The organism is Bacillus sp. SRB3LM (assembly GCF_015712745.1).
Taxonomy (GTDB): Bacteria; Bacillota; Bacilli; order Bacillales; family Bacillaceae_G; genus Bacillus_A; species Bacillus_A thuringiensis_K.
This window is the reverse complement of sequence record NZ_VWVQ01000004.1, coordinates 444070-465708: the sequence shown is the minus strand read 5'-3', so window position 1 is coordinate 465708 and position 21639 is coordinate 444070. Positions and strand designations below refer to the sequence as shown.

Sequence of the window (21639 nt, the reverse complement as noted above, 5' to 3'; positions counted from 1 at the left end):
AAGGAGTGAACTGTATGTTAAAAGCGAATGAAAATGATTTCTCCTATCGCTTCGGTGATAACGGGCCGAAATATTTAATACAAGGCCCGAATATTGATCTTGGTCTTGTTGTCATTCAGCCTGGGCAAGAGTTTCAAAATCATTACCATACAACGTGTGAAGAAGTTTTTTATGCGTTAGAAGGTGAAATAGACTTCTATGTAAATAACGAAAGAGTTCCGATTAAACAAGGTGATGTCCTGCAAGTTCGCCCTCATGAATCTCACTATCTGATTAACCATTCTGACAAACCTTTTAAAGCTGTTTTTATAAAGTCACCACATTTACCAAATAAAGATACGGTACAAAAGGAAAATCCAACATTAACGAAGGAGTGATTTGGAATGACTTGGGGATTTAAAAATCGATTAAATACAATTTTACCTGATGGCAGAGCGGTAATGTTAGCGATAGATCACGGCTACTTTTTAGGGCCAATCCACGGGCTTGAACAGCCACTTGAAACTGTTAAAAACTTACTTCCTTACACGGATTCTCTCTTTTTAACACGTGGTGTACTTAGCTCCTGCATTCCTGAAAACTGCAGCACACCGATGGTTATGCGTGTATCTGGCGGCGCTACTGTCGTCGGTAAAGATTTAGCGAATGAAACAATTGTTACACCTGTGAAAGAAGCAGTGAAGCAAAACGCAATTGGCGTTGGCGTTTCTGTTTTTGTCGGATCAGACTATGAAACACAAACTGTTTCGAATCTCGCAAATGTAGTCTCTGAAGCTCACGATTACGGCCTACCTGTACTCGGCATTACCGCAGTCGCAAAAGAATTACAAAAACGTGAAGCTCGCTTTCTAGCACTTGCTTCCCGCGTATGTGTTGAAATGGGTGCTGATATTATTAAAACGTATTACTGCGAAGGATTCGAAAAAATAACGAGCACATGCCCTGCCCCAGTTGTCATCGCGGGCGGCCCAAAACTAGATTCAATTGAAGATGCATTAAACATTACGTACAATGCACTGCAAGAAGGTGCAATCGGCGTAGACATGGGCCGGAACATATGGCAATCTGAACATCCTGCTGCGATGATTCAAGCGATACATGGTATTGTGAAAAATGGATTGAATGTGAAAGAGGCGCTTGAACTTTATAATGACGTGAAGAATTAATGTGAAAAGACAGACTATTTATTAGTCTGTCTTTTTTACTTTACAGTGAAACTTTCTTAATCCGTCTTCTAATATGATACATATTTAAATTTTATACACCTTCAAATGATTACTCTTGATGATCACTATTAAGCTTTGAAACTTTCTTATCTTCTCTATAATCAAGACAAGACACTTCAATTAATAAGCCATTAAATACTGTAAAATAAAAACCATAACTACTACCTCTCATCGAATAAGGTTCCTTGTCTATTTCAATGCCGCCGGCTACTAAACGATTATACGCTTGATCCACTTCACTTGATGTATCCACTAAAAAACCAATATGAAAAGCTTCCGGATACGTAACTTCCTTATTCCCCTTAAATGCCTTTGGATCACTTAGTACAAGTATAAATCAACTCTCATCACTACTAGTGCCTTTCCCTTTTGCTCCAAAAATTGAAAATCAAAAAATGTTTCAAAGAAATATGTCGCTTCTGATAAAGTGAAACTTTAATTAGTGGGGTTTTATTCATCCCCCACTGATTATTAGTTGAATCAATCGGGCTTTTACGAGCAGTTGATCCCCCACCTAACTTCTTTTCTTTAGCTGAATTTTGAGGTGGGGGTCTTACTACCCGTTAATGCGGGATAAATCATCAACACATAAATTTAAATGATTCAGCTTCATGTACTCATCTCCTTTTAAACAGAGGGTATATAGACTCATTTTCATAACACTTAAATATGTAAGACAAGATATTCAAGCGTTCCATCTAAGACCATGCTTTATAAGTCTAATATTTTTTCTATAGCCTAGAACTTTTTTTAAATGAATGAAAAATTTTCTATCATTCCCATCCCCCAGTATTAAAAAAGAGGATACATGTTTGCTTCTACAACATGTATCCTCTGCTTGTATATTACGACTGTTGATAAGCCGCTTTCGATGATTTCACATAATAAACCGCATGATCCACATTAATAATATGATCTGGTTTTGGTTTACCACGGCCCGCTCTATGTCCAGCTAAGTGTTCTTCACTTGTTTCCCAGTTTTTCCATGCTTCTTCCGATTCCCAGCGAATCATAACGACAACTTCTTCGTCTCCTCGTCTTACTTTTTTCACAAGAACACTCAAGTCGATAAAGCCTTCAAATTTTTCAATAATACCTTCTCCAGTGAAACGTTCTACAACTATATTTGATGTACCTTCTTTTACTGTAAATGTTTTCGTTTCGATAAACATATATCCCACTCCCTCTTTGTAATACGAATACTACTATTCTTCTATTATAATTGATTATGATAATTATTTTCAATTGTAAAGTTTTAATTTTTTGAATTATGCTGATTTCTTTTCTATCGCCTCATCTAAAAATTTGAAATATGGAAGTAACATCCCTATTAAAGAGGTGACACATATAATTGCACCGATGATTAAATATAGCACTCTTACTCCCCACATTTCACTCAATATTCCCCCTACTAACACACCTAACGGCATAGCGGATCGTATGAAAAATAAACGCACTGAAAATACTTGTCCTATCATATTATTCGGCACGGTTTGTTGGCATATTGTTGTGTTATAAACATTGAAAAATGCAATACAAATCCCTGCTATTACTTCAATTATTATTGCAATAATAATACTATGATTGAACCCTAATGAAATGTATGTGAGTCCTCCTATAAACAATCCACCAAGCATAAGTATACGCCGGCTTTTATATGTTACTTTTCCGACTAGTATAGATCCAATTACATAGCCAAACGGGAAACCAGCCATAAAATAACCAAACTCCGCATAACCTGCTGACAGTTCATCTTTTATATAAGGAAGATTTGTAACCAGTGTTACCCCGACCCCAAATTGTACGAAAGTAAGAAAGACACCGAGCCAAACGATAACTGGTTTTGTGAAAAAATATGTAAAACCATGAAGAAACTGTTCTAGCCACGTTTTCCGAATGGATTGTGTTGTTCTCTTTTCTTTTATATAAAGTAATAATGCACCACTAACAAATAGACAAATACATACGAAAGATAGTGTAAGTTCTACCCCAATCAAATGAATGACTACTCCGCCTAATATTGGCCCAAGAAACATCATAAGTCGAGCCATCCCATCAATATACGCATTTGCGTCTTGAAGTTGTTCTTTACTTACAATGCTCGGTGTAATTGCTTGACTTGCAGGTGTATACAGCGGCGTAATAAGTCCGATTATTATTTGTACGACATACACATGCCAAACTTCTATATTACTTGTAAGTATCATGACGAACGGCAATAAGAAAACGGCAGCTCGCACCCATTGTGAAAAAATCATAATCCACTTCCGGCTCCATTTATCAATAAATGGGCCACTTATTAATTGCAGTATGAGTGATGGGATGAAATATAATAGCCACATACTACTTAAAGCTGTTTTTGACCCTGTTAATTCATAAACAAGAATCGAATTACATAACGTTCCGAAAGCCCCGCCCAATTCTGAAATCGCGCTACCTATCCACATGAAAAAGAACGAACGATTTTTCAATACATTTTTCAATTTCATACACCAACTTTTCTTTTATATTCCTCCCTCTATGTACATTCTCGTTGTTAATTATCTATTCAAAAACATATCTAATTCTTTCGCTAACGACTGTACTGCTTTCTTTCTTAATACATATTTCCCGTCATGTATATCTACTAACTTCGCTGCACGTAACAATTTCAAATGATGGTGTACAGTCGATTTACCGAGTTGCAGTCTTTCTGTAATTTCCTGCAATGTTCTTTCTTTTTCAAACAACATTTTTACAATGCGTAACCTTGCTTCATCCCCAAGCGCCTTATGTTTTTGAACTAAAAAATAATTCGGTTCATATAGATCTTCAGGATGGATGCTTTCGTTTGCAACTGGGTAATGAAATACTTTCGTATCTTCAATATCCGCCTCAATATTCCACGGTCTGTACGTCATTTGCGGGATAAGAAGTACATTATGAACACTTGGTTCTGGCATATAGTTCACACCGCCAGTCGCCCACTCGACGAACTCTTCCGGTTTCATCTTTTTATTCATCTCATTTTTCGCTTCATAGTCTCTTTGTAATATAGAAAGTATTTTCTCTTCCTCTTTCTGAATAACACTCTCATACCAACCTGTCATTACAGCGATTAAATGAGGTTTCAGCACTTGTACATCCACATTACATATAAAACGAATATACGTAGAGAAAAACTGATGATCCTGCGTTAGTTCCTCTAGTTCATGTATTGCAGTTACGTCTCCACTCGCTGCTAAATGTCTTTTCTTTTCATGCTTCTCGCCTAAAAACGGTAAACATATATATTTCAAATCTACTTCTGAAAGCGCATTGATTTTAGTATGAAACTGTGATATTTCCTGAAACTCCCCTTTATACAACAACTGAAGTAACGCTTTCCACGTATTATGTTCCTCTACAAACTGTAAGTGCTCTCTCATTTCTTCTGTTAATGATTTCTTAATTTCTTCCCATTCATTTTGACTCTTTTCAAGAGTATCAATTAACCGCTTATGAGTAATCGCAGCAATGCCAAGTGCACATTCGAAAAGTATCGAATATTTCACTTGAACGTTATAAGTTTCTCTCTTTTTACTCGTTATGTGATAGACCTCCATTTTTATCCCTCCTTGTTTGCTATATATTTAATTCTATTTTTATCGAATTATACCTTCTATATTTTTAGAATTATATTACAACTTTAAAAATATTCTAATCAATGAGCAAATAGAAAAGATTTATACTCTTTTTTATTCTGACTCAATTAAAACCTTGATTATTAAAAATGAAAGTTTTTAATGCCTCTTTTATACATTGCATTTCCTTCTCTTGATCAGCTATAAAGAAGGTTTATTGAAGAGAAAAGAGAATTGATTTTATTAAGAAAAATGAATAGGAGGCTATACGAATGGGGAGAAAAGAAATGTTGCAAAATGGAGTCCAACAAGTTTTTTACGAAGAAGAATGGTACCCACCAATATCAGAAGCGTTAAAAAATCTTACTGCTGAACAAGCATGTTGGCAACCAGAAGGTGCTGCCAGTAATACGATTTGGGAAAATGTGAACCATTTATTAATCTTTAAAGAACGCCTACTTTCCCGCTTACATGAAGACAACACATTTGTTGCTCCACAAAATAATGATGAAACCTTTATCCAAGGTGAGCCTAATGATGATAACGCTTGGCAACAAACAGTAAAGCGAACGCTTCAAGTACATGATGCCTTACAATCTTCATTAACCGCCCTTCAAGAAGCAGAACTAGATCAACTAAGTCCTTCTCTACCAGTTTGGCAACAATATATGAATATCCTTTTGCATGATGCTTATCATACAGGACAAATTATACAGCTTCGGAAACTTCAAGGTTCATGGCCAACTCACCGTTCTTATTTATAAAGTGAAATTTTAATCAGCTCTTACCAATCGGGATTTTGCGGGCAGCCCATCCCCACATCACTTCTTTGCTTTCCCTGAATTTTGAGGTGGAAGTCTTACTGCCCGTTAATCCGAGATAAACGATGTTTAAAATCGCATACGTTTAATATCCAACAAAGCAATTGAAAATAGCTACTTGTTTTGTAATTACTGCGATTGCTCAAAATAAAGCAAATTAAAATACGTGAATCCCAAACATCATTTACCTTCTTCATAACTTCTGATCATAATCCAAATTTGGAAGAATAGAGGCTTTTTTATATACAAATAATAAGCCTCAAGGAGTTGTTGACATGTATTTCATATTGAATATGTTAGGGATTTTCGTTGTCATATTAATCGTTTTCTTATGTTCGCCTAATAAAAAACATATAAAATGGAGACCAATTGTAATTCTCATCCTATTGGAGCTTTTTATTACGTGGTTTATGTTAGGCACAAAGCTCGGCAGTATTATCATTAATAAAATTGCGTCATTTTTCAGTTGGCTACTAGCATGTGCGAATGAAGGTATTCGATTTGCATTTCCTTCAGCTATGGAAAGTCAGCACATTGATTTCTTCTTTAGTGCGTTACTTCCTATCATTTTTGTTATTACTTTTTTCGATATTCTTTCTTATTTCGGAATCTTAACTTGGATTATTGATAAAGTAGGTGCAGTTATTTCAAAGATTTCTCGTTTACCAAAGTTAGAAAGTTTCTTTTCGATTCAAATGATGTTTTTAGGAAACACCGAAGCACTTGCGGTTGTTCGTGATCAATTATCTGTTTTAAAAGAAAATCGATTATTAACTTTTGGAATTATGAGTATGAGTAGCGTTAGCGGATCCATTCTTGGTGCTTATTTATCAATGGTTCCAGCAACATATATTTTCAGCGCAATCCCATTAAACTGTATTAACGCATTAATTTTAGCCAATGTATTAAATCCTGTGGAAGTTTCGAAAGAAGAAGACGTTGTTTACACACCTTCAAAACATGAAAAAAAGGATTTCTTTTCTACTATTTCAAACAGTATGTTAGTTGGGATGAATATGGTTATCGTTATTTTAGCTATGGTAATTGGTTATGTAGCTTTAACAGCATGTTTAAATGGGATTTTAGGATTTTTTGTAACAGGGTTAACAATTCAAAAAATCTTCTCCATTATCTTTAGTCCTTTTGCATTTTTACTCGGTTTATCAGGCAGTGATGCTATGTATGTAGCTGAATTAATGGGGATCAAAATAACGACGAATGAATTTGTTGCAATGATGGATTTAAAATCAAACTTAAAGTCGCTACAACCACATACGATTGCGGTTGCAACAACATTTCTAGCTTCTTTTGCTAACTTTAGTACAGTAGGTATGATTTACGGAACTTACAATTCATTATTTGGCGGAGAAAAATCATCAGTCATCGGTAAAAATGTTTGGAAGCTTCTTGTTAGCGGAATGGCGGTTTCTTTATTAAGCGCTATGCTTGTTGGACTATTTGTATGGTAAACATTCTTTAAAACGAAAGACACCCAATCGAATTGAGTGTCTTCTATTTTTATTTTCGAATTTGACCATTTCCACGAATCACATATTTTGTAGAAGTTAATGCAGGAAGCCCCATTGGTCCTCTTACGTGTAACTTTTGTGTACTGATGCCAATTTCTGCGCCGAATCCGAATTCAGATCCATCAGTAAAACGAGTTGACGCATTATGATACAGTGCAGCCGCATCTACAGCTGTGAAGAATTTGCTGACGTTTTCCTCGTTTTCTGAAATAATCGCTTCAGAATGCATAGATCCATACGTATTTATGTGATGAATCGCTTCTTCTATAGAAGAAACTAATTTAACTGCCAGCGTGAGTGATAAAAATTCTGTACCCCAGTCTTCTTCTGAAGCAAGCACAATTGAAGAATCAATTGCCAATGCTTTTTGATCACCACGTAGCTCCACGCCTCTATCCTTCAAAGAAGAAAACAACTCGCTACCATATTGCTCTGCCCACTTCTCATGAAGTACAATCGTTTCAATGGCATTACATACAGATGGACGCTGCGTTTTTGCATTTATAATAATATCAAATGCCATTTGTTTATCCGCTGTTTCATCAATGAAAATATGACAATTCCCCGCACCTGTTTCAAGTACTGGAACAGACGCTTCCCTCACAACAGTATCGATTAATTGCTTGCCACCTCTTGGAATAAGAACGTCTAGATAATCATTCATTGTAAACAACTGCTTCGCGCTATCCCGTGTTGTATCTTCTATAAGCTGTACACTCTCTTGAGGCAAGCTTGTTTGTTTAAGCGCCCGGTGAATAACGTCAACAATAGCTTTGTTAGAATTGATAGCAGAAGAACTACCACGTAATATAACTGCGTTTCCTGTCTTTAAACAAATTGTAGCAGCATCTACTGTTACATTTGGCCTTGCCTCATAAATCATACCAACAACACCAAGTGGTACACGCATCTCCTGAATAAATAGTCCATTTGGTCGCTCCCATTTGCTTACACATTCTCCAACAGGATCACGTAATTCAATTAATTGCTTAATTCCCTCTGCCATATCAATGATACGCTGTTCATTCAGCATTAGACGATCAAGGAGTGAATCAGAAAATCCTTTTGCCTTACCTTCTTCGATATCTCGTTTGTTTTCCTCTAAAATATAAGCTGTTTCTACTATTAACCTTTCAGCAATGGCAGCAAGTGCTTCGTTTTTTTGACTTGTAGATTTTAGTACAAGTTCTCTAGCAACTTCTTTCGCCCTTTTCCCCTTTGCCAACACTTCATTCATTTTTGTTTCCTCCTTTTTAACATCACTATTCTTAAAGTGAAACCCAATAATCTCTATGAATAACTTCATAATTATGTCTTTCGCCTCTTGCTTGAATATGTTGGCTTTGCATACCTTTTATCTCTCTTAATTCCTCTGCGCTATAGGTGCATTGCCCTTTTCCAATTACGTGCCCTTGTTGCGTCATTACTTCTACGACATCGCCAACTTTGAAAAATCCTGACACATTTGTAACGCCGGCAGGAAGAAGACTCTTACCATGCTGAATGATAGCAGTAGCTGCACCAGCGTCTACTTCAATTTGTCCGCTAACGAGCGAATGCAACGCGATCCATTGCTTGTTCATCTTCATTTCTTTTTGAGGAGCATTTCCGATATATGTTCCATCACCTTTGCCCTTTAAAACATCTACAAATTTCTCTTGTCCACGTCCTGTTCCAATAAATACACTCGCACCAAGAGAGAGTGCTGTCTTTGCAGCATCGATTTTTGATTTCATTCCGCCAGTCCCAAGTTTTGAGCCAGCATCTCCTGCAAGAGAAGCGATTTCTTCTGTAACTTCAGGAAGGAAATAATATTTTTTCGCATCCTCATTTTTCTGAGGATTTTTGTCATATAAACCGTTCACATCTGTAAAAATCATAAGCATATCAGCTGAAACAAGTCCGCTTACTAAAGCTGACAGCATATCATTATCACCGAACGTTAGCTCCTCTAAAGAGATGGAATCATTTTCATTAATGATTGGAAGAGCAGAACGGTTTAATAACTCTCCTAAAGTAGCGTAAGCGTTACTATATTGTTCTTTTCTAGAAAAGTCACTTCTCGTCAGCAATAATTGCGCAGTTACAATACCATATTTACGGAATTCCTCCGTGTACGCCTGCATTAACAAGCTTTGTCCGACAGCCGCAGCAGCCTGTTTTCCTTTAATTGTCACAGGTCTACTTGGATATCCTAGAGCAGAAAAACCTGCAGCAACGGCTCCAGATGTAATTAACAAAACTTCATGTCCTTCCTCTTTCAATCGAGCCAATGCGGCAACATGATCTGAAAGTTGTTCTTTAGAAATGCCTCCGTGACTATCTGCCAAGGAGCTGCTCCCAATCTTAACGACAACTCGTTGTTTTTTCACTTTTGTATCCCCCAAATCTAAAATCAAAGTTTTTTATACATTACACTTTTATTCATACAGCTTTCAGTCATTTCTATTCTCATTATTGCTGCACCTAGCCTATTCAAGAGCAAAATAAAAATGACCGCTTCGCCCTTAATAAAATAAAAAGGACGAAACGGTCATTGTTCCGCGGTACCACCTTAATTGATATACATAGATATCCACTTGGCGCCTATAACGCGGGCGAACGCCTAAACTTTCATTTAAGACTCAGGGATAGGTTCGATATATTCTATACGAGGAATCTTTCAGCCGGTGAATTCCACTCTCTTTCGCAAGAAGACATATGTACTATTTCCCTTCAACGATTTTCGGTTTAATTTTTTTATATTATGCGATATAGTTTGATTTGGTGTCAAGAGGTATTTTAAAAAATAAATAGAGCGACAAGTTCTTGTATGAAATGATTGCCCTACTGAATGAAAATACAAATTGATATAACTGCAACTCATATTCATAAACATAATACCTTACATTATAGTGTATATATTTACAGAATGTCGAATATAATTCATTTTTATCTTTTACTGTTGCAAAAAGGAATATATTCTCTTAGAATGTTTCTTTATATTGCATGGAGATGTTATTGTTATTTTAAGATAACAATTTCGAAATAATATAATTTATTAAAAAGGAGCAAGATTGAGTTATTATGGATAAACAAATTGGATTCATCGGATGCGGAAATATGGGAATGGCTATCATTGGCGGAATGCTAAACAAAAAGGTAGTGTCTGCAAATCATGTTATTTGTTCGGATTTAAACACTACGAATTTAAAACATGCTAACGAAAAATATGGGCTAACTACAACTACTGACAATAATGAGGTAGCTAAAAATGCTGATATTTTAATTTTATCAATTAAACCGGACCTATACGCAGCGGTCATTAACGAAATAAAAGAAGTCATCAAAAACGATGTTATCGTCGTAACGATCGCTGCCGGCAAAAGCATTAAAAGTACTGAAGAAGCTTTTGATAAAAAATTAAAAGTTGTAAGAGTAATGCCTAATACACCTGCTCTTGTTGGAGAAGGAATGTCTGCGTTATGCCCTAATGAAATGGTGACAGAAAAAGATTTAGAAGATGTGCTAAACATTTTCAATAGCTTTGGTCAAGCAGAGATTGTAAGTGAAAAATTAATGGATGTTGTTACATCAGTAAGCGGTTCTTCACCAGCATACGTATATATGATTATAGAGGCGATGGCAGATGCTGCTGTACTAGATGGTATGCCTAGAAATCAAGCATATAAATTCGCTGCTCAAGCTGTATTAGGGTCTGCAAAAATGGTACTAGAAACAGGAATACATCCAGGTGAATTGAAAGATATGGTTTGTTCTCCTGGCGGAACAACGATAGAAGCTGTAGCAACATTAGAGGAAAAAGGCTTACGCACAGCCATCATTTCAGCTATGCAGCGCTGTACGCAAAAGTCTATTGAACTGTCTAGCCAAACAAAAAAATAAAACGATAAAAGAGATCATGTTAGCTATGAATTCATATGAATTTAACTAGAAATGCACTACATGATAAACGGCCAAATTCGAATATACTTGAGTTTGGCCGTTTTAGTTTTTAATTATATTAAAATAATTTTACTCATCACACTACTTTACTTGTGTAATTTTATTAGAAACTAATAATTTTTCAATGCATTTCGGTAACATGTCTAATAGCGTTTCAAATGCGTAATTTACATCTAAACGTTCTGTCCATTGGTGGGCATCTTTTCCTACCGGCCCCATATTTAATACTGGAACGTCAAACTCTTCTAGTTCCTGAAGTGGAATCGAGTAACCTTTATCCCATAATGGCATATTGTCTACAAGTGAACTCATTGAATGTAGTGGATTCTGTAAGCCCACATAGCTCAAATCTGAAATTCCTCCAAAATAGTTTTGGTTTTCAAATGTAATGTTATGATTGTAATGTGCATACTTTTCCATTTCTGCAACTACTTCTTTAATTAATGGATCGTTGCGTGAACTTACAGCTGGATAATATGGTGGAGCAAAGAAAAGTACAATCATCGGCGCCTTTTCTTTACATAAAATAGCTAGTTTATCTACTAAATCAATTGTTACCGCACGATCATCTTTCTCTTCTCTATTTTTTATTATACTAGATTGAATATCATCTATTTTCGCTTGACCATGTTGTTCAATTGCATAAGCGATAAGCTCTTCGTACGTTAATACATTCACTTTCATATTAGGCGGTATAAACGGATTATATTTAGAAAAACGATATGCTTGCTTTTCATATTTCTCTTCTATTTTCTCTGCTATTTTCGTTACTTTTTGACGTAACAATGAAACGACATCTGTCATTGATTTTTCTAGTAAAAACAAATTAAATAATGTAACGGCACGATGCGGAATTTGTACAGAATAATCCTCCTTTAAGTCCCGTTGAAGTAAGTTAGTTGGCGGAGGACTCGCTTCCCCTTCTACAATATCACAAAGGTCCGTATTCAACTCTAATTCTGCTGTTATTAATGACGCCATATAACTACCATTTAAGCCCGCAAAAGGTTCACCTACATGTGTTTCTTTACCATAGCAAAGAAATCCAGGTAACACTTTACCAATAGAACCCGTGTAAATATACTTATTTTGGTCACCAGGATGTCTTGCAAACATAGGCTCTGAATTTAGGACTGTTTTATAATTTAAATCATGTTCTTTTGCTAACTCTAGTAATCTTGGAACAGCAGCCCTCATCCCCACCGAATTTACTTCTTCATCTGGAACAGCTAATAAAAGTACATTTCCATCAAATCTTCCTTCACAGGCTTGCTCAATCATTGCCATTTGTAACGTGAGGCCGCATTTCATGTCCATTGTTCCTCTACCAAATAGCCAATCTCCTTGTTCTATATCTTCACGTACATGGGCTGGTAGTTCATCTTCATGAGAATAAAACATAGACGTTAACTTTTTAGGGTTGAATGCATCCTCTTTCCATACTCCGTAATCTTGTACATCTACAACATCAAAGTGACTAACTAGAATTACGGTATTTTTTGTACAATCGCTTTTCTTTACGAGCGCTGTAACAAAATATCGTCCGTCCCCCGTCGGATTTTTTTGCAAATGTTGTGGGTTGTCTTTGAAGTACTGTAAATCAGATAATTGTTCCACAACAAAGTCTGGCAATATTACTTCAGCTTCTGTACCGGTAATACTAGGAATTTCAACTAGACTGCTTAATAATTGAATCAATTGTTCTTTTGATTGCCACTTTGACATATAAATCCCCCTATTTTTCCGCATTATGAAAATGAATTCCAGTATATGAATAAAAAATGACGACAGTTATCAAAATTATAGTTCTGATGTACTGCCGATTTTTATTGATATTTCATGAGCTGCTTGTTTTACCTTATTAATAAGAAAAGATAGTCGATCTTCATTAATACGATGACTAATTAACCCAACACTTAATGCTCCCACTACATTATGATTAAATCCAATAATTGGTGCAGCTACTGAAGCAGTTCCTTCTGTTTTTTCTCCATAACTGACAGCATATCCTTCGTTTCTTATTTGCTTTATTTGATCAAGAAGAATTCGCTTTTGTTCTGGTAAAGCAGGAAGTAGCTGCTCAACAATATATTCCATTTCATTCTGTTTCATATTGGCTAGCATCGTTTTATTTGCGGCACCAATTGAAAGTGGAATTTGTTCCCCTAGATTATCGATAACTCGAATTTTTAAAGGACTATCAATTCTTTCAATGATAATAGAATGCGTTCCGTTTGGAATATTTAAATAGACACTTTCTTCGACTTCAAAGGCCAACCGCTTCATCACTTCTCTTGCAACAGATCTATAGTCTACCTTCTCCAATTGACGTAACCCTATTTCCATCCACATTGGTCCAATTTTGTACTGTTTTGTCTCTGGTATTTGTGTAACTAACCCATGCTCCATTAGAGAGTTAAGTAATCTATGTACTGTACTAACTGGGAGATGTGTTCCATCTGCTATATCAGAAATAGCCCAATACTCTTTTTCATTTGTAGAATTCAATAATTTAATAATACTTATCGCTCGATCAATGGACTGTACCATAACTCGCCTCAACTTTACTCGTAGTATGTTAGTACGTTTAATTAACTACCAATTTAGCAAACATTCGAAATGAAATCAATATATTTATTCAATTTTCTAACAATAAAAATATATCACTAACAACGAATTGAAAACGCAAACAAAAAAATATTGACTTTTCTTTTTAATTATCTGAAAATTATAACAAGATTTCACATCACGGAATACATTCCATAATACGGGAAAACATCAAACTTTATTCTATCAACTACGAAAGTGAGGAAAACAATGGCGCAAGTAAACAATACAAACAATGAATTAAAACGTACGATGAAAAGTAGACACTTATTCATGATTGCACTCGGTGGTGTGATTGGAACGGGGTTATTTAACGGATCTGGCTTTATAATAAGTCAAGCTGGACCTGGTGGATCCGTACTTGCCTTTATGGCCGGTGGATTATTAATGTATTTCGTTATGCTATGTCTTGGTGAACTCGCTGTAGCCATGCCTGTTTCGGGTTCTTTCCAGGAATATGCCACTAAATTCATCAATCCTGCAACTGGCTTTACAATCGGATGGTTGTATTGGTTAAGCTGGGCGAATACGACCGGTCTTGAATTTACAACTGCCGGTATTACAATGCAGCGCTGGTTTCCTGATATTCCTGTTTGGGTTTGGTGTTTAATATTTGGCGTTACAATCTTTACTATTAACGCATTATCTGCTCGTAGTTATGCAGAAACAGAATTTTGGTTTTCAAGTATAAAAGTATCTGCCATTATAGCTTTTATAATTCTTGGTGGCGCCGCTATGTTCGGCTTTATTGATTTAAAAGGCGACGAACCAGCTCCACTCCTTTCAAATTTCGTAAATCATGGTGGTTTATTTCCGAATGGACTTGCAGCTATTCTATTAACAATGGTTACAGTCAATTATTCCTTCCAAGGTACAGAGCTTGTCGGAATCGCAGCAGGTGAAAGTGAAGATCCAGCAAAAACTTTACCTCGTTCTATTAGAAATATTATATGGCGCACAATGTTTTTCTTCGTCTTAGCAATCTTTGTTCTTGTTGCTTTAATTCCTTGGGAAGAAGCAGGACTCACAAAGAGCCCATTCGTTGCTGTTTTTGATAATATCGGTATTCCATATGCAGCTGATATTATGAACTTTGTTATTCTTACTGCTGTTCTTTCTGTTGCAAACTCAGGACTATACGCTGCTACTCGCATGCTTTGGTCTTTATCAAAAAACGAAATGGCTCCAGCATTTTTAAAGAAATTATCCTCACGTGGGATTCCTCTCAACGCTTTAATCATGACAATAGCTATTTCTGCTTTTTCTCTTTTAACAAGCGTAGTAGCTGCTGAAACGGTTTACTTATGGTTAATTTCCATTTCTGGAGTCATAACAATTATTGTTTGGATGTCAATTTGTGTTTCTCAATTCTTTTTCCGCAAACACTATTTAGCTGAAGGTGGAAAATTAGAAGACTTGAAGTTCAGAACTCCACTCTATCCCCTTGTACCAATTCTTGGTTTTGGATTGTATGGCATTATATTAGTAAGTCTTATCTTTATCCCAGATCAAAGACTAGGCATTTATTGTACTGTACCATTTATCATCTTTTGCTACACATACTATCACTTTAAAGTTAAGAAAAGAATTGCTACTAACACTCAAAGTGAAACTAAAATTAGCGAAACTTCGTAATATTGTACGATATAAAAAAGACAACATGTGGCGTTTCACTTCATGTGTTGTCTTTTTTTTATTATTTAAATATGAGTTCATCTGAATTTAATGAATATATCCCCTCTCCTACAAAAGTAGTAGAGGGTTCATTTAAACACTTACTACCTCAGTGGGATTTATCACATTCCAATTTCAATATAATAGTAAATAGGTATATCGGATATAGATGTACATTACTAGGCTTATACATATTTCAACTTTAGAATTACATTTACTATTCAATTGGTAGTTACCAATAAAGAGAGGAATGATTATAATAATACAGAACATATACGAAACTCATTTACATGTAAGAAATTTAGAAAAGGCAATAAATTTCTATCAAAACAAGCTAGGATTGACGTTAGCAAGAAAACTCTCCAAAAGAAGAGTGGCTTTCTTTTGGGTCGGAGAAAATAAACAACAAATGCTTGGACTATGGGAAGTAAATAATATCGAAGACTTTGAGCTGAGACATTTTGCTTTTGGTGTAAATTTAGAGTTTTTAATGACTTCTAAAGCGTGGTTAGAGGAACGTGGAATAGAAGTGATAGGAAGTCAAGGAAAAGGAAATCAAGAGCCAATTGTCCAAAGGTGGATGCCCGCTGCAAGTGTATACTTTCTAGATTGTGATAGAAATAAATTAGAATTCATTTCTATGTTACATGACAATCCAGATGAATTAGAATATGCATCCTATTTAAGTGTATGGAATGCGAAACACCAAGAAAAATGAATGAAATTTCCGTTCAAGTCTTTTCTAATTTTTTAGATATAATGTTGTACGATCCCCCTTTTGCTATTAATTTTCGTCGGATTTATGAACAGTTATCGTAATGGAAAATTCATGATAACTCCACTTGTTAACATAATGCATTTACTGTCACTTTATATTTGTACTTACGTACGAGCAATTCCTAATCTGCTTCAATTACAATTTGAATTATGTAAATTTTCCTCTTATCTGGCATCTACTCTTTAAACACAAACTCCCCTTAAATCGAAAATGATTAAGGGGAGTTTTATATACGATGCAATTATAGTTCAGATTTCACTCGAACAGAAACATTATTTTTAATTATATTTTTGACATCTTTAAAGCTAACAAAATTGTTACTTTTCTCATCCCAAAGACGGAAACGTAGTGATTGTAAGCTTGTAGTAAGCGTAATCGTTGGTACATTTTTTAACGGAAGCGTATTATTGTGTGCCTCTTCTAGTTTATAGTTAGGTACTCTTGGACTTAAATGGTGAACATGATGGAATCCAATATTACCCGTTAGAAATTGCAAAATTTTAGGAAGCTTATAAAAAGAACTTCCTTCCACTGCCGCTTTCACATATTCCCAATCTTTATCCTCTTCAAAATAAGAATCCTCAAATGTGTGCTGTACGTAAAACAGCCAAATCCCTACTGAACCTGCTATTAAGAATATCGTACCATGTACTAACAGAAACGATTGCCACCCAATTGCCCAGCAAAGTATAGCTACTACAGCAACAATTATAATATTCGTCAAATAAGTATTCATACGTTCTTTCTGTCTTGCACCTTTTCGGTTAAATCTATTTTTAAGCAAGAAAACATAAATCGGACCTAATCCAAACATAACGAATGGATTGCGATATAAACGATATGCTAAACGAAGTCTAAATGGTGCTGCTACATATTCATCAACTGTAAGCGTCCAAATATCCCCTGTACCCCTCTTATCCAAATTACCACTCGTAGCGTGGTGAATAGAATGCTCATGCCCCCACTGATCAAATGGGAATAATGTTAAAACACCCATACACGTTCCAACTATTCTATTTGCACGTCGACTTTTAAAGAACGAATAATGGGTACAATCATGAAAAATAATGAAAATTCTTGTCATAAATCCAGCGGCTAACAGTGCTGGAACTAAAGTTAACCAATAAGAAACTGACAAACTTTTATAAGCAAGGTACCATAAAATAATAAATGGCACGATTGTGTTGATCAGTTGCCAAACACTTTTTTTAATCGTTGATTTTTCAAAAGGAGCAACTTGTTTTTTTAAATTTTTAGTATTTTCTAAGGTCATTGTTCTAATTCCTTTCCTTTTTGTTGCTAATTCATATTATAGCACACTATTAGTATCAGGTGTTAAAAGTAGCTATAATAAATATTTTATACTATGAAAATCTCTTTTTTCTTACTCATTACTTACAAATTTCTTACGTCCAAAATAGCTTCTATAATTGGATAGACGGAGCATTTTATGTATCAAAGAAACTTCGAATTTTTCCAATAAGTACATAAAAAACAGAGAGTTTTTTCACAAGAAGAAAAAAGCTGCAACCAGTCAGTTTCACCGACTTATCGCAGCTTCTCTTCTTTTTACCTTATTTTATCGATGAAGCCAAACTGCACCTGCAGACTTGTCTTCAGCTTGGCCTACGACTTCAAACTTCAGTCCTAGCTTCGGCAACTTACGTCCTGCATCAGGAATAACGCTGTTGATGTATTGCTTAGAATCATCAAATTTTGCCACTCCTGGTAATCCTTTATAATCAAAGATACCGCGTGTTGGTGAATTTACTTTCCATGCTGGCGTTTGATCAAATGAGAATGCCGCATCAGCAATTTGATAACGCGTACTGCTCTTCACAGTAGGTTGTCCATTTAATGTCCCTACAATTGCCTCTGGATGAGAATCTACTACTCCTAAGAACCCTTCACCTGGATGAACGCCTACCCAGTTATCTGTAAAGCTTTGATCCGCATACCATACAACCATTCCTGTATTAAATACTGGTCCACGTGCATGTTGTAACGCAGTGTCAGAACCAGCGTAATTTCTCCACTCTACATAGTAATTATGTTTTTTCTGTTCAAATCCGTTAGACACAGTAAAGCCTTTTAACGTCATTGCTGGCTGACCTTCTGCATCATCAGAGAAAACAACTTTTCCATCTACAGTTAATGCTGCATTATCTAACGCAAACCCTTTATAAGCTACTGCAATATCTGTTAAGTACTCAAATTGCAGTTTTACTTTTTTTCCTTTGAATTGGCTTAAATCGTATGATTTATCAACCCACTTACCATCAGTTGTATCCGCGCCGCCTTTTACATCTTTTTCGCCCATTCTATCAATGCGTGTCTTCGTTCCATCTTCTGCAATCGCATATACGTCAAGGAAATCATACTTCGCTTCAAGTTCGTAAAATGCCTTATAATCGAACTTAGCATCCTTTGCATTTGTTAAGTCAAATACTGGTGTCTCAAGTGTTGTATGAATGTCATTTCCTTTTGTACTGTAATAGAACTTCTTACCAAACGCTGATTCGATATTTTTTATATCTTTGTCCGGCAAGTTAACACGAACGATTCCAGGTCGTTTAGATTTTGTAGTGCTTTGATCTACATATGTCGCAACACCGATTCCTTTGCTAAGTTTGTCATAATCTACTTCAAGGATATTCGCCCAGTTCCCCTTCATATTCTTTTGGAAAAACTCTTTATTTTGTGGTGAGAAACTCGTTGGCTCTGTTCCTGCAATTTTTCCAGCCCAACTACCACCACTCATAATAGACCATGACTCAACAGGTTCACCTTGTCCTGAGTACTTTGTATCATATTCATCTGGTAAACCTAAATCATGACCATACTCATGCGCAAACACACCAACTGCCCCGTCTTCAGGCTCGATTGTATAATCGTATGCAGCCATCTTTCCGCCCCAGTTCGAAACAGAAGATTTCGTGCCATCAATTGCATATGGTTTTGAACCTAGTTTTGAACGATGTGACCAAATCGCATCATCTTTCAATTTACCGCCGCCAGCTTCTTGACCAACGCCAGCATGTACAACCATTAAATGATCGATAATGCCATCTGGCTCATTTTTATTTCCATCACCATCTTGATCGTATTGATCAAATTGGTCATAGTCTGCTAAATTGATTCCTTTTGCTACCGCTGCTTTTAATGCTTCTTTCACAAAATCTTTTGGTCCTAAAGGCCCCTTGTTATCATGCCCAGTACCCGCATCAGCACCATAATCTGATGCTTTTCCTGGAACAGTAAGCCACTCTGTTACAGTCCCATCAACTGTATAGCTGCCACCAGATTGTTCTTCATAATATTGCTTAAATGTGTTAATCTTCGATCCATCAAATAAAGTGAATGGTTCATCACCAAATAACATTTTTTGATAATGTTCACGATTAAAGTCCTTAGAATACATGTATCCTGGCTCTTGATCAATATTGTTATGCTTAAAATCGCTAAATTCTACAAGTAAAACAAGTACTTTATCTTTTCGAACAGCTCCATTGTATTCTTCTTGCTTCGCTGATGTAGTAGGTACTTTTCCATTTAATTTCCCTGGATTCAATGCTGCACCTTGTCCAGCTACTGGGCCTACTTCAGGCTGCTGTGCCTGTTCATTTTCCTTCATTTTTGCATCTTTTACTTTTTTCATAAAATCAGAAGCTTCTTGTGTAAGACTATCTCCTGTTAAGATTTCTTTCCCAGGGTTTTCCCCTTTCTTTTTCTCAACATATTTTTCGACAGCCTTTGACATCTCAGCTTGTGATGCAGATTGATCAATTACCCCCCGTTGTTTTAGCGCTTCTGCCAAACGCTCCTCCGGTATTAAGTGCTCATCTATTGGTAGAGATGATGTTGGTGTCTCAGCATAAGCTGCGTGACCTCCAAAAGCAAACGTACTACTTAGTACTGCTGCTGTTGTTAATACCGCTAATGGTTTTAATTTCTTTTTCAATGTATTTCCTCCCCAATGTCTGCAAATTATCGTTTTTTGCCAATAACAACATAATATTCTTTATAATACGAATATTCAATCTTTTTCAATAAATAAAATGTTGAGAAATATTTTTTATGCAGGGTGAAATACATAAGATATAAAAACAAACAGACCCTCCTATAAATAACAGTGAACTTTTATATGTTCTTAGTTACAATCAAAATCCAGTAAATCTGGGATTCATACTTTTTTAATAAAAATAAGAATTAAATATTTTCTATACTATTTAATCTATGGATTACCATATTACTCACTATTCTCATTATTACAAGCTAATAGTGGTTCGTACATCATTATAGCGTGATTCTCTGTTACATATTGATCTTCTATTAACTGTTTCTGTTGATTATATACTTTACGTTGAATCACATTATGTCGTATATAACCGCCCCAGTATGCAGGTTGAATTGAGTGTTCTTTCTCATACACTTCATATTGATAAAGTTGCGGATAGACTGTTCTCCATTCACCAACTAAATGTTCATCTGTCATATAAAGGTGAAGTTGATACGGTTGGTCCGTTTCATTTTTAATTTGTAAATCCAAATAGTTATAGGAACAAGTCGCCCCACTCCCAAACGGTTGAGTTCGCCTAGAGTCAGGAAAGACATCAAAGCTATGACGATATCGTTCTGTTACTGTCAGTGGTGTATGTAAAGTCATCCAATATATTAAATTCGAAAGCTGACAAAGACCTCCTCCAATACCTGTTTGAAAAGATCCGTAATGTAATACCATACCTTCTACATACCCTTTTTTCCTCGTTGGCTTACCTATTAAACGCCAGTAAGAAAATGTTTCTCCCGGTCTAATGACGATACCATTTAGTTTTTTAACAGCAATTTTCAAATTAACAACCTTATTCTGTTGATACCACATATCTACATCTTTGAGCTTACGAAGTAATATCGTTCGGTGCTGAATTGCTGTACAAGGTAGCTTTTCTTGTTGGAACCTTTTTGCATATGTTTTTCCATCTGCCAACCACTGAATGTACCTCTTTGTAGAGTAATACCACTTCCCTAGCATAATGCGATACTTAGACCGCTGTTTAGGACGTAAGTGCACTATATTCATTTTATTCCCTCTCTCTTTCTTCAAGTAAATTCTAATATATTTCTAATTCAATAAATTACAGTTTTCTTAGCTGCATAATAATTTCCGCAAAAAAATAATAAATTTACTCTAGTGGAGATTTTATTTTGATGATTGCTTTATAATTATATGAAACTGCGCTGCAATACGATAAATTGAAATAAACATATTATAAATATAACGGATAACCTTAAATAAAAAATAATGAACATTAAAGAAATTCTAAAGTATTAATATATTTTTCGTAAATATTAATTGATAACACATTAGACTTTACTATATGTATAACTTCTTATTCTACAAAATGAAATTTTTTAATGTAAGAAAAAATATAATTTCCCTTTAACATTTATACAAGT

17 protein-coding genes, 1 pseudogene and 1 other annotated feature are annotated in these 21639 nt (G+C 35.5%); of the genes and pseudogenes, 7 read left to right on the top strand and 11 right to left on the bottom strand.

Features of this window, described 5'->3' with window-relative positions; translation table 11 throughout:
- The first annotated feature begins 14 nt into the window (after positions 1 to 14).
- Both F3I02_RS03905 and lsrF read left to right on the top strand, forming a co-directional pair.
- On the top strand, positions 15 to 377 hold the full coding sequence (locus F3I02_RS03905) for a cupin domain-containing protein (protein ID WP_000909983.1): 363 nt from the start codon (positions 15 to 17) through the stop codon (positions 375 to 377).
- Positions 378 to 383: 6 nt separating this feature from the next.
- The gene (lsrF, locus tag F3I02_RS03900) at positions 384 to 1166 is read left to right on the top strand and encodes a 3-hydroxy-5-phosphonooxypentane-2,4-dione thiolase (RefSeq protein ID WP_000219774.1); all 783 of its coding nucleotides are present in this window, start codon (positions 384 to 386) and stop codon (positions 1164 to 1166) included.
- A gap of 109 nt (positions 1167 to 1275) precedes the next feature.
- Here the strand turns inward: lsrF and F3I02_RS03895 are convergent.
- The 4 genes and pseudogenes from F3I02_RS03895 to F3I02_RS03880 all read right to left on the bottom strand — a co-directional run.
- A pseudogene (locus F3I02_RS03895) lies at positions 1276 to 1652 on the bottom strand (VOC family protein); the annotation flags it as partial.
- Between the two features lie 419 nt (positions 1653 to 2071).
- Positions 2072 to 2398, bottom strand: coding sequence for a heme-degrading monooxygenase HmoA (gene hmoA, locus F3I02_RS03890; RefSeq protein WP_000469496.1), 327 nt, complete (start codon positions 2396 to 2398; stop codon positions 2072 to 2074).
- A gap of 96 nt (positions 2399 to 2494) precedes the next feature.
- Positions 2495 to 3715, bottom strand: a complete 1221-nt coding sequence (locus tag F3I02_RS03885) for an MFS transporter (RefSeq protein ID WP_196477647.1) — start codon at positions 3713 to 3715, stop codon at positions 2495 to 2497.
- Between the two features lie 51 nt (positions 3716 to 3766).
- Entirely contained in the window at positions 3767 to 4810 is a 1044-nt protein-coding gene (locus F3I02_RS03880) for an ArsR/SmtB family transcription factor (protein ID WP_196477646.1), read from the bottom strand.
- A gap of 290 nt (positions 4811 to 5100) precedes the next feature.
- On the opposite strand from F3I02_RS03880, the gene F3I02_RS03875 reads away from it, so the two are divergent.
- Together F3I02_RS03875 and F3I02_RS03870 are read left to right on the top strand one after the other, a co-directional pair.
- A complete protein-coding gene (locus F3I02_RS03875) occupies positions 5101 to 5592 on the top strand; it encodes a DinB family protein (protein WP_000532729.1) in 492 nt (163 codons plus the stop codon).
- Between the two features lie 332 nt (positions 5593 to 5924).
- A complete protein-coding gene (locus F3I02_RS03870; protein WP_000273601.1) occupies positions 5925 to 7118 on the top strand; it encodes a NupC/NupG family nucleoside CNT transporter in 1194 nt (397 codons plus the stop codon).
- Positions 7119 to 7167: 49 nt separating this feature from the next.
- On the opposite strand, the gene proA is transcribed toward F3I02_RS03870, so the two are convergent.
- Together proA and proB are read right to left on the bottom strand one after the other, a co-directional pair.
- Positions 7168 to 8415: a gamma-glutamyl phosphate reductase gene (gene proA, locus F3I02_RS03865; protein ID WP_196477645.1), complete on the bottom strand. Its 1248-nt coding sequence runs from the start codon at positions 8413 to 8415 to the stop codon at positions 7168 to 7170.
- A gap of 31 nt (positions 8416 to 8446) precedes the next feature.
- Complete coding sequence (gene proB / locus F3I02_RS03860; RefSeq protein ID WP_000744796.1) at positions 8447 to 9550, bottom strand: glutamate 5-kinase; 1104 nt, start codon at positions 9548 to 9550, stop codon at positions 8447 to 8449.
- Positions 9551 to 9695: 145 nt separating this feature from the next.
- Positions 9696 to 9906 (bottom strand) — a binding site (T-box leader).
- 338 nt (positions 9907 to 10244) lie between these two features.
- On the opposite strand from proB, the gene proC reads away from it, so the two are divergent.
- Complete coding sequence (gene proC / locus F3I02_RS03855) at positions 10245 to 11063, top strand: pyrroline-5-carboxylate reductase (protein ID WP_000360712.1); 819 nt, start codon at positions 10245 to 10247, stop codon at positions 11061 to 11063.
- A gap of 141 nt (positions 11064 to 11204) precedes the next feature.
- Here proC and F3I02_RS03850 read toward each other — a convergent pair whose 3' ends face one another.
- Together F3I02_RS03850 and F3I02_RS03845 are read right to left on the bottom strand one after the other, a co-directional pair.
- A complete protein-coding gene (locus tag F3I02_RS03850) occupies positions 11205 to 12848 on the bottom strand; it encodes a M20/M25/M40 family metallo-hydrolase (protein WP_046945994.1) in 1644 nt (547 codons plus the stop codon).
- Between the two features lie 75 nt (positions 12849 to 12923).
- Positions 12924 to 13673 (bottom strand): IclR family transcriptional regulator, encoded by a 750-nt coding sequence (locus tag F3I02_RS03845; protein ID WP_163050766.1) that lies wholly within the window; start codon positions 13671 to 13673, stop codon positions 12924 to 12926.
- Between the two features lie 267 nt (positions 13674 to 13940).
- Here F3I02_RS03845 and F3I02_RS03840 point away from each other — a divergent pair, with 267 nt between their 5' ends.
- Together F3I02_RS03840 and F3I02_RS03835 are read left to right on the top strand one after the other, a co-directional pair.
- The gene (locus tag F3I02_RS03840) at positions 13941 to 15365 is read left to right on the top strand and encodes an amino acid permease (RefSeq protein ID WP_000079968.1); all 1425 of its coding nucleotides are present in this window, start codon (positions 13941 to 13943) and stop codon (positions 15363 to 15365) included.
- A 298-nt stretch (positions 15366 to 15663) separates the two neighbouring features.
- Positions 15664 to 16122 carry a VOC family protein gene (locus tag F3I02_RS03835; protein ID WP_033690237.1) on the top strand — a complete coding sequence of 153 codons (459 nt, stop codon included), beginning with the start codon at positions 15664 to 15666 and terminating at the stop codon, positions 16120 to 16122.
- Between the two features lie 301 nt (positions 16123 to 16423).
- Here F3I02_RS03835 and desA read toward each other — a convergent pair whose 3' ends face one another.
- The 3 genes from desA to F3I02_RS03820 all read right to left on the bottom strand — a co-directional run bounded on the left by desA (position 16424) and on the right by F3I02_RS03820 (position 21262).
- On the bottom strand, positions 16424 to 17455 hold the full coding sequence (gene desA / locus F3I02_RS03830) for a Delta(5) desaturase DesA (protein WP_000171505.1): 1032 nt from the start codon (positions 17453 to 17455) through the stop codon (positions 16424 to 16426).
- A gap of 306 nt (positions 17456 to 17761) precedes the next feature.
- On the bottom strand, positions 17762 to 20143 hold the full coding sequence (locus F3I02_RS03825) for an immune inhibitor A domain-containing protein (RefSeq protein WP_196477644.1): 2382 nt from the start codon (positions 20141 to 20143) through the stop codon (positions 17762 to 17764).
- 288 nt (positions 20144 to 20431) lie between these two features.
- Positions 20432 to 21262 carry a VanW family protein gene (locus F3I02_RS03820; RefSeq protein ID WP_001028242.1) on the bottom strand — a complete coding sequence of 277 codons (831 nt, stop codon included), beginning with the start codon at positions 21260 to 21262 and terminating at the stop codon, positions 20432 to 20434.
- Between the last annotated feature and the right edge of the window lie 377 nt (positions 21263 to 21639).

What these genes read in the sequence shown, in the direction of transcription:
- F3I02_RS03820 (WP_001028242.1), bottom strand. Translation starts at nt 21,262, where the DNA reads ATGAATATAGTGCACTTACGTCCTAAACAGCGGTCTAAGTATCGCATT.
- proC (WP_000360712.1), top strand. Translation starts at nt 10,245, where the DNA reads ATGGATAAACAAATTGGATTCATCGGATGCGGAAATATGGGAATGGCT.
- F3I02_RS03850 (WP_046945994.1), bottom strand. Translation starts at nt 12,848, where the DNA reads ATGTCAAAGTGGCAATCAAAAGAACAATTGATTCAATTATTAAGCAGT.
- F3I02_RS03870 (WP_000273601.1), top strand. Translation starts at nt 5,925, where the DNA reads ATGTATTTCATATTGAATATGTTAGGGATTTTCGTTGTCATATTAATC.
- F3I02_RS03885 (WP_196477647.1), bottom strand. Translation starts at nt 3,715, where the DNA reads ATGAAATTGAAAAATGTATTGAAAAATCGTTCGTTCTTTTTCATGTGG.
- F3I02_RS03905 (WP_000909983.1), top strand. Translation starts at nt 15, where the DNA reads ATGTTAAAAGCGAATGAAAATGATTTCTCCTATCGCTTCGGTGATAAC.
- F3I02_RS03840 (WP_000079968.1), top strand. Translation starts at nt 13,941, where the DNA reads ATGGCGCAAGTAAACAATACAAACAATGAATTAAAACGTACGATGAAA.
- F3I02_RS03845 (WP_163050766.1), bottom strand. Translation starts at nt 13,673, where the DNA reads ATGGTACAGTCCATTGATCGAGCGATAAGTATTATTAAATTATTGAAT.
- hmoA (WP_000469496.1), bottom strand. Translation starts at nt 2,398, where the DNA reads ATGTTTATCGAAACGAAAACATTTACAGTAAAAGAAGGTACATCAAAT.
- F3I02_RS03875 (WP_000532729.1), top strand. Translation starts at nt 5,101, where the DNA reads ATGGGGAGAAAAGAAATGTTGCAAAATGGAGTCCAACAAGTTTTTTAC.
- F3I02_RS03880 (WP_196477646.1), bottom strand. Translation starts at nt 4,810, where the DNA reads ATGGAGGTCTATCACATAACGAGTAAAAAGAGAGAAACTTATAACGTT.
- proA (WP_196477645.1), bottom strand. Translation starts at nt 8,415, where the DNA reads ATGAATGAAGTGTTGGCAAAGGGGAAAAGGGCGAAAGAAGTTGCTAGA.
- lsrF (WP_000219774.1), top strand. Translation starts at nt 384, where the DNA reads ATGACTTGGGGATTTAAAAATCGATTAAATACAATTTTACCTGATGGC.
- desA (WP_000171505.1), bottom strand. Translation starts at nt 17,455, where the DNA reads ATGACCTTAGAAAATACTAAAAATTTAAAAAAACAAGTTGCTCCTTTT.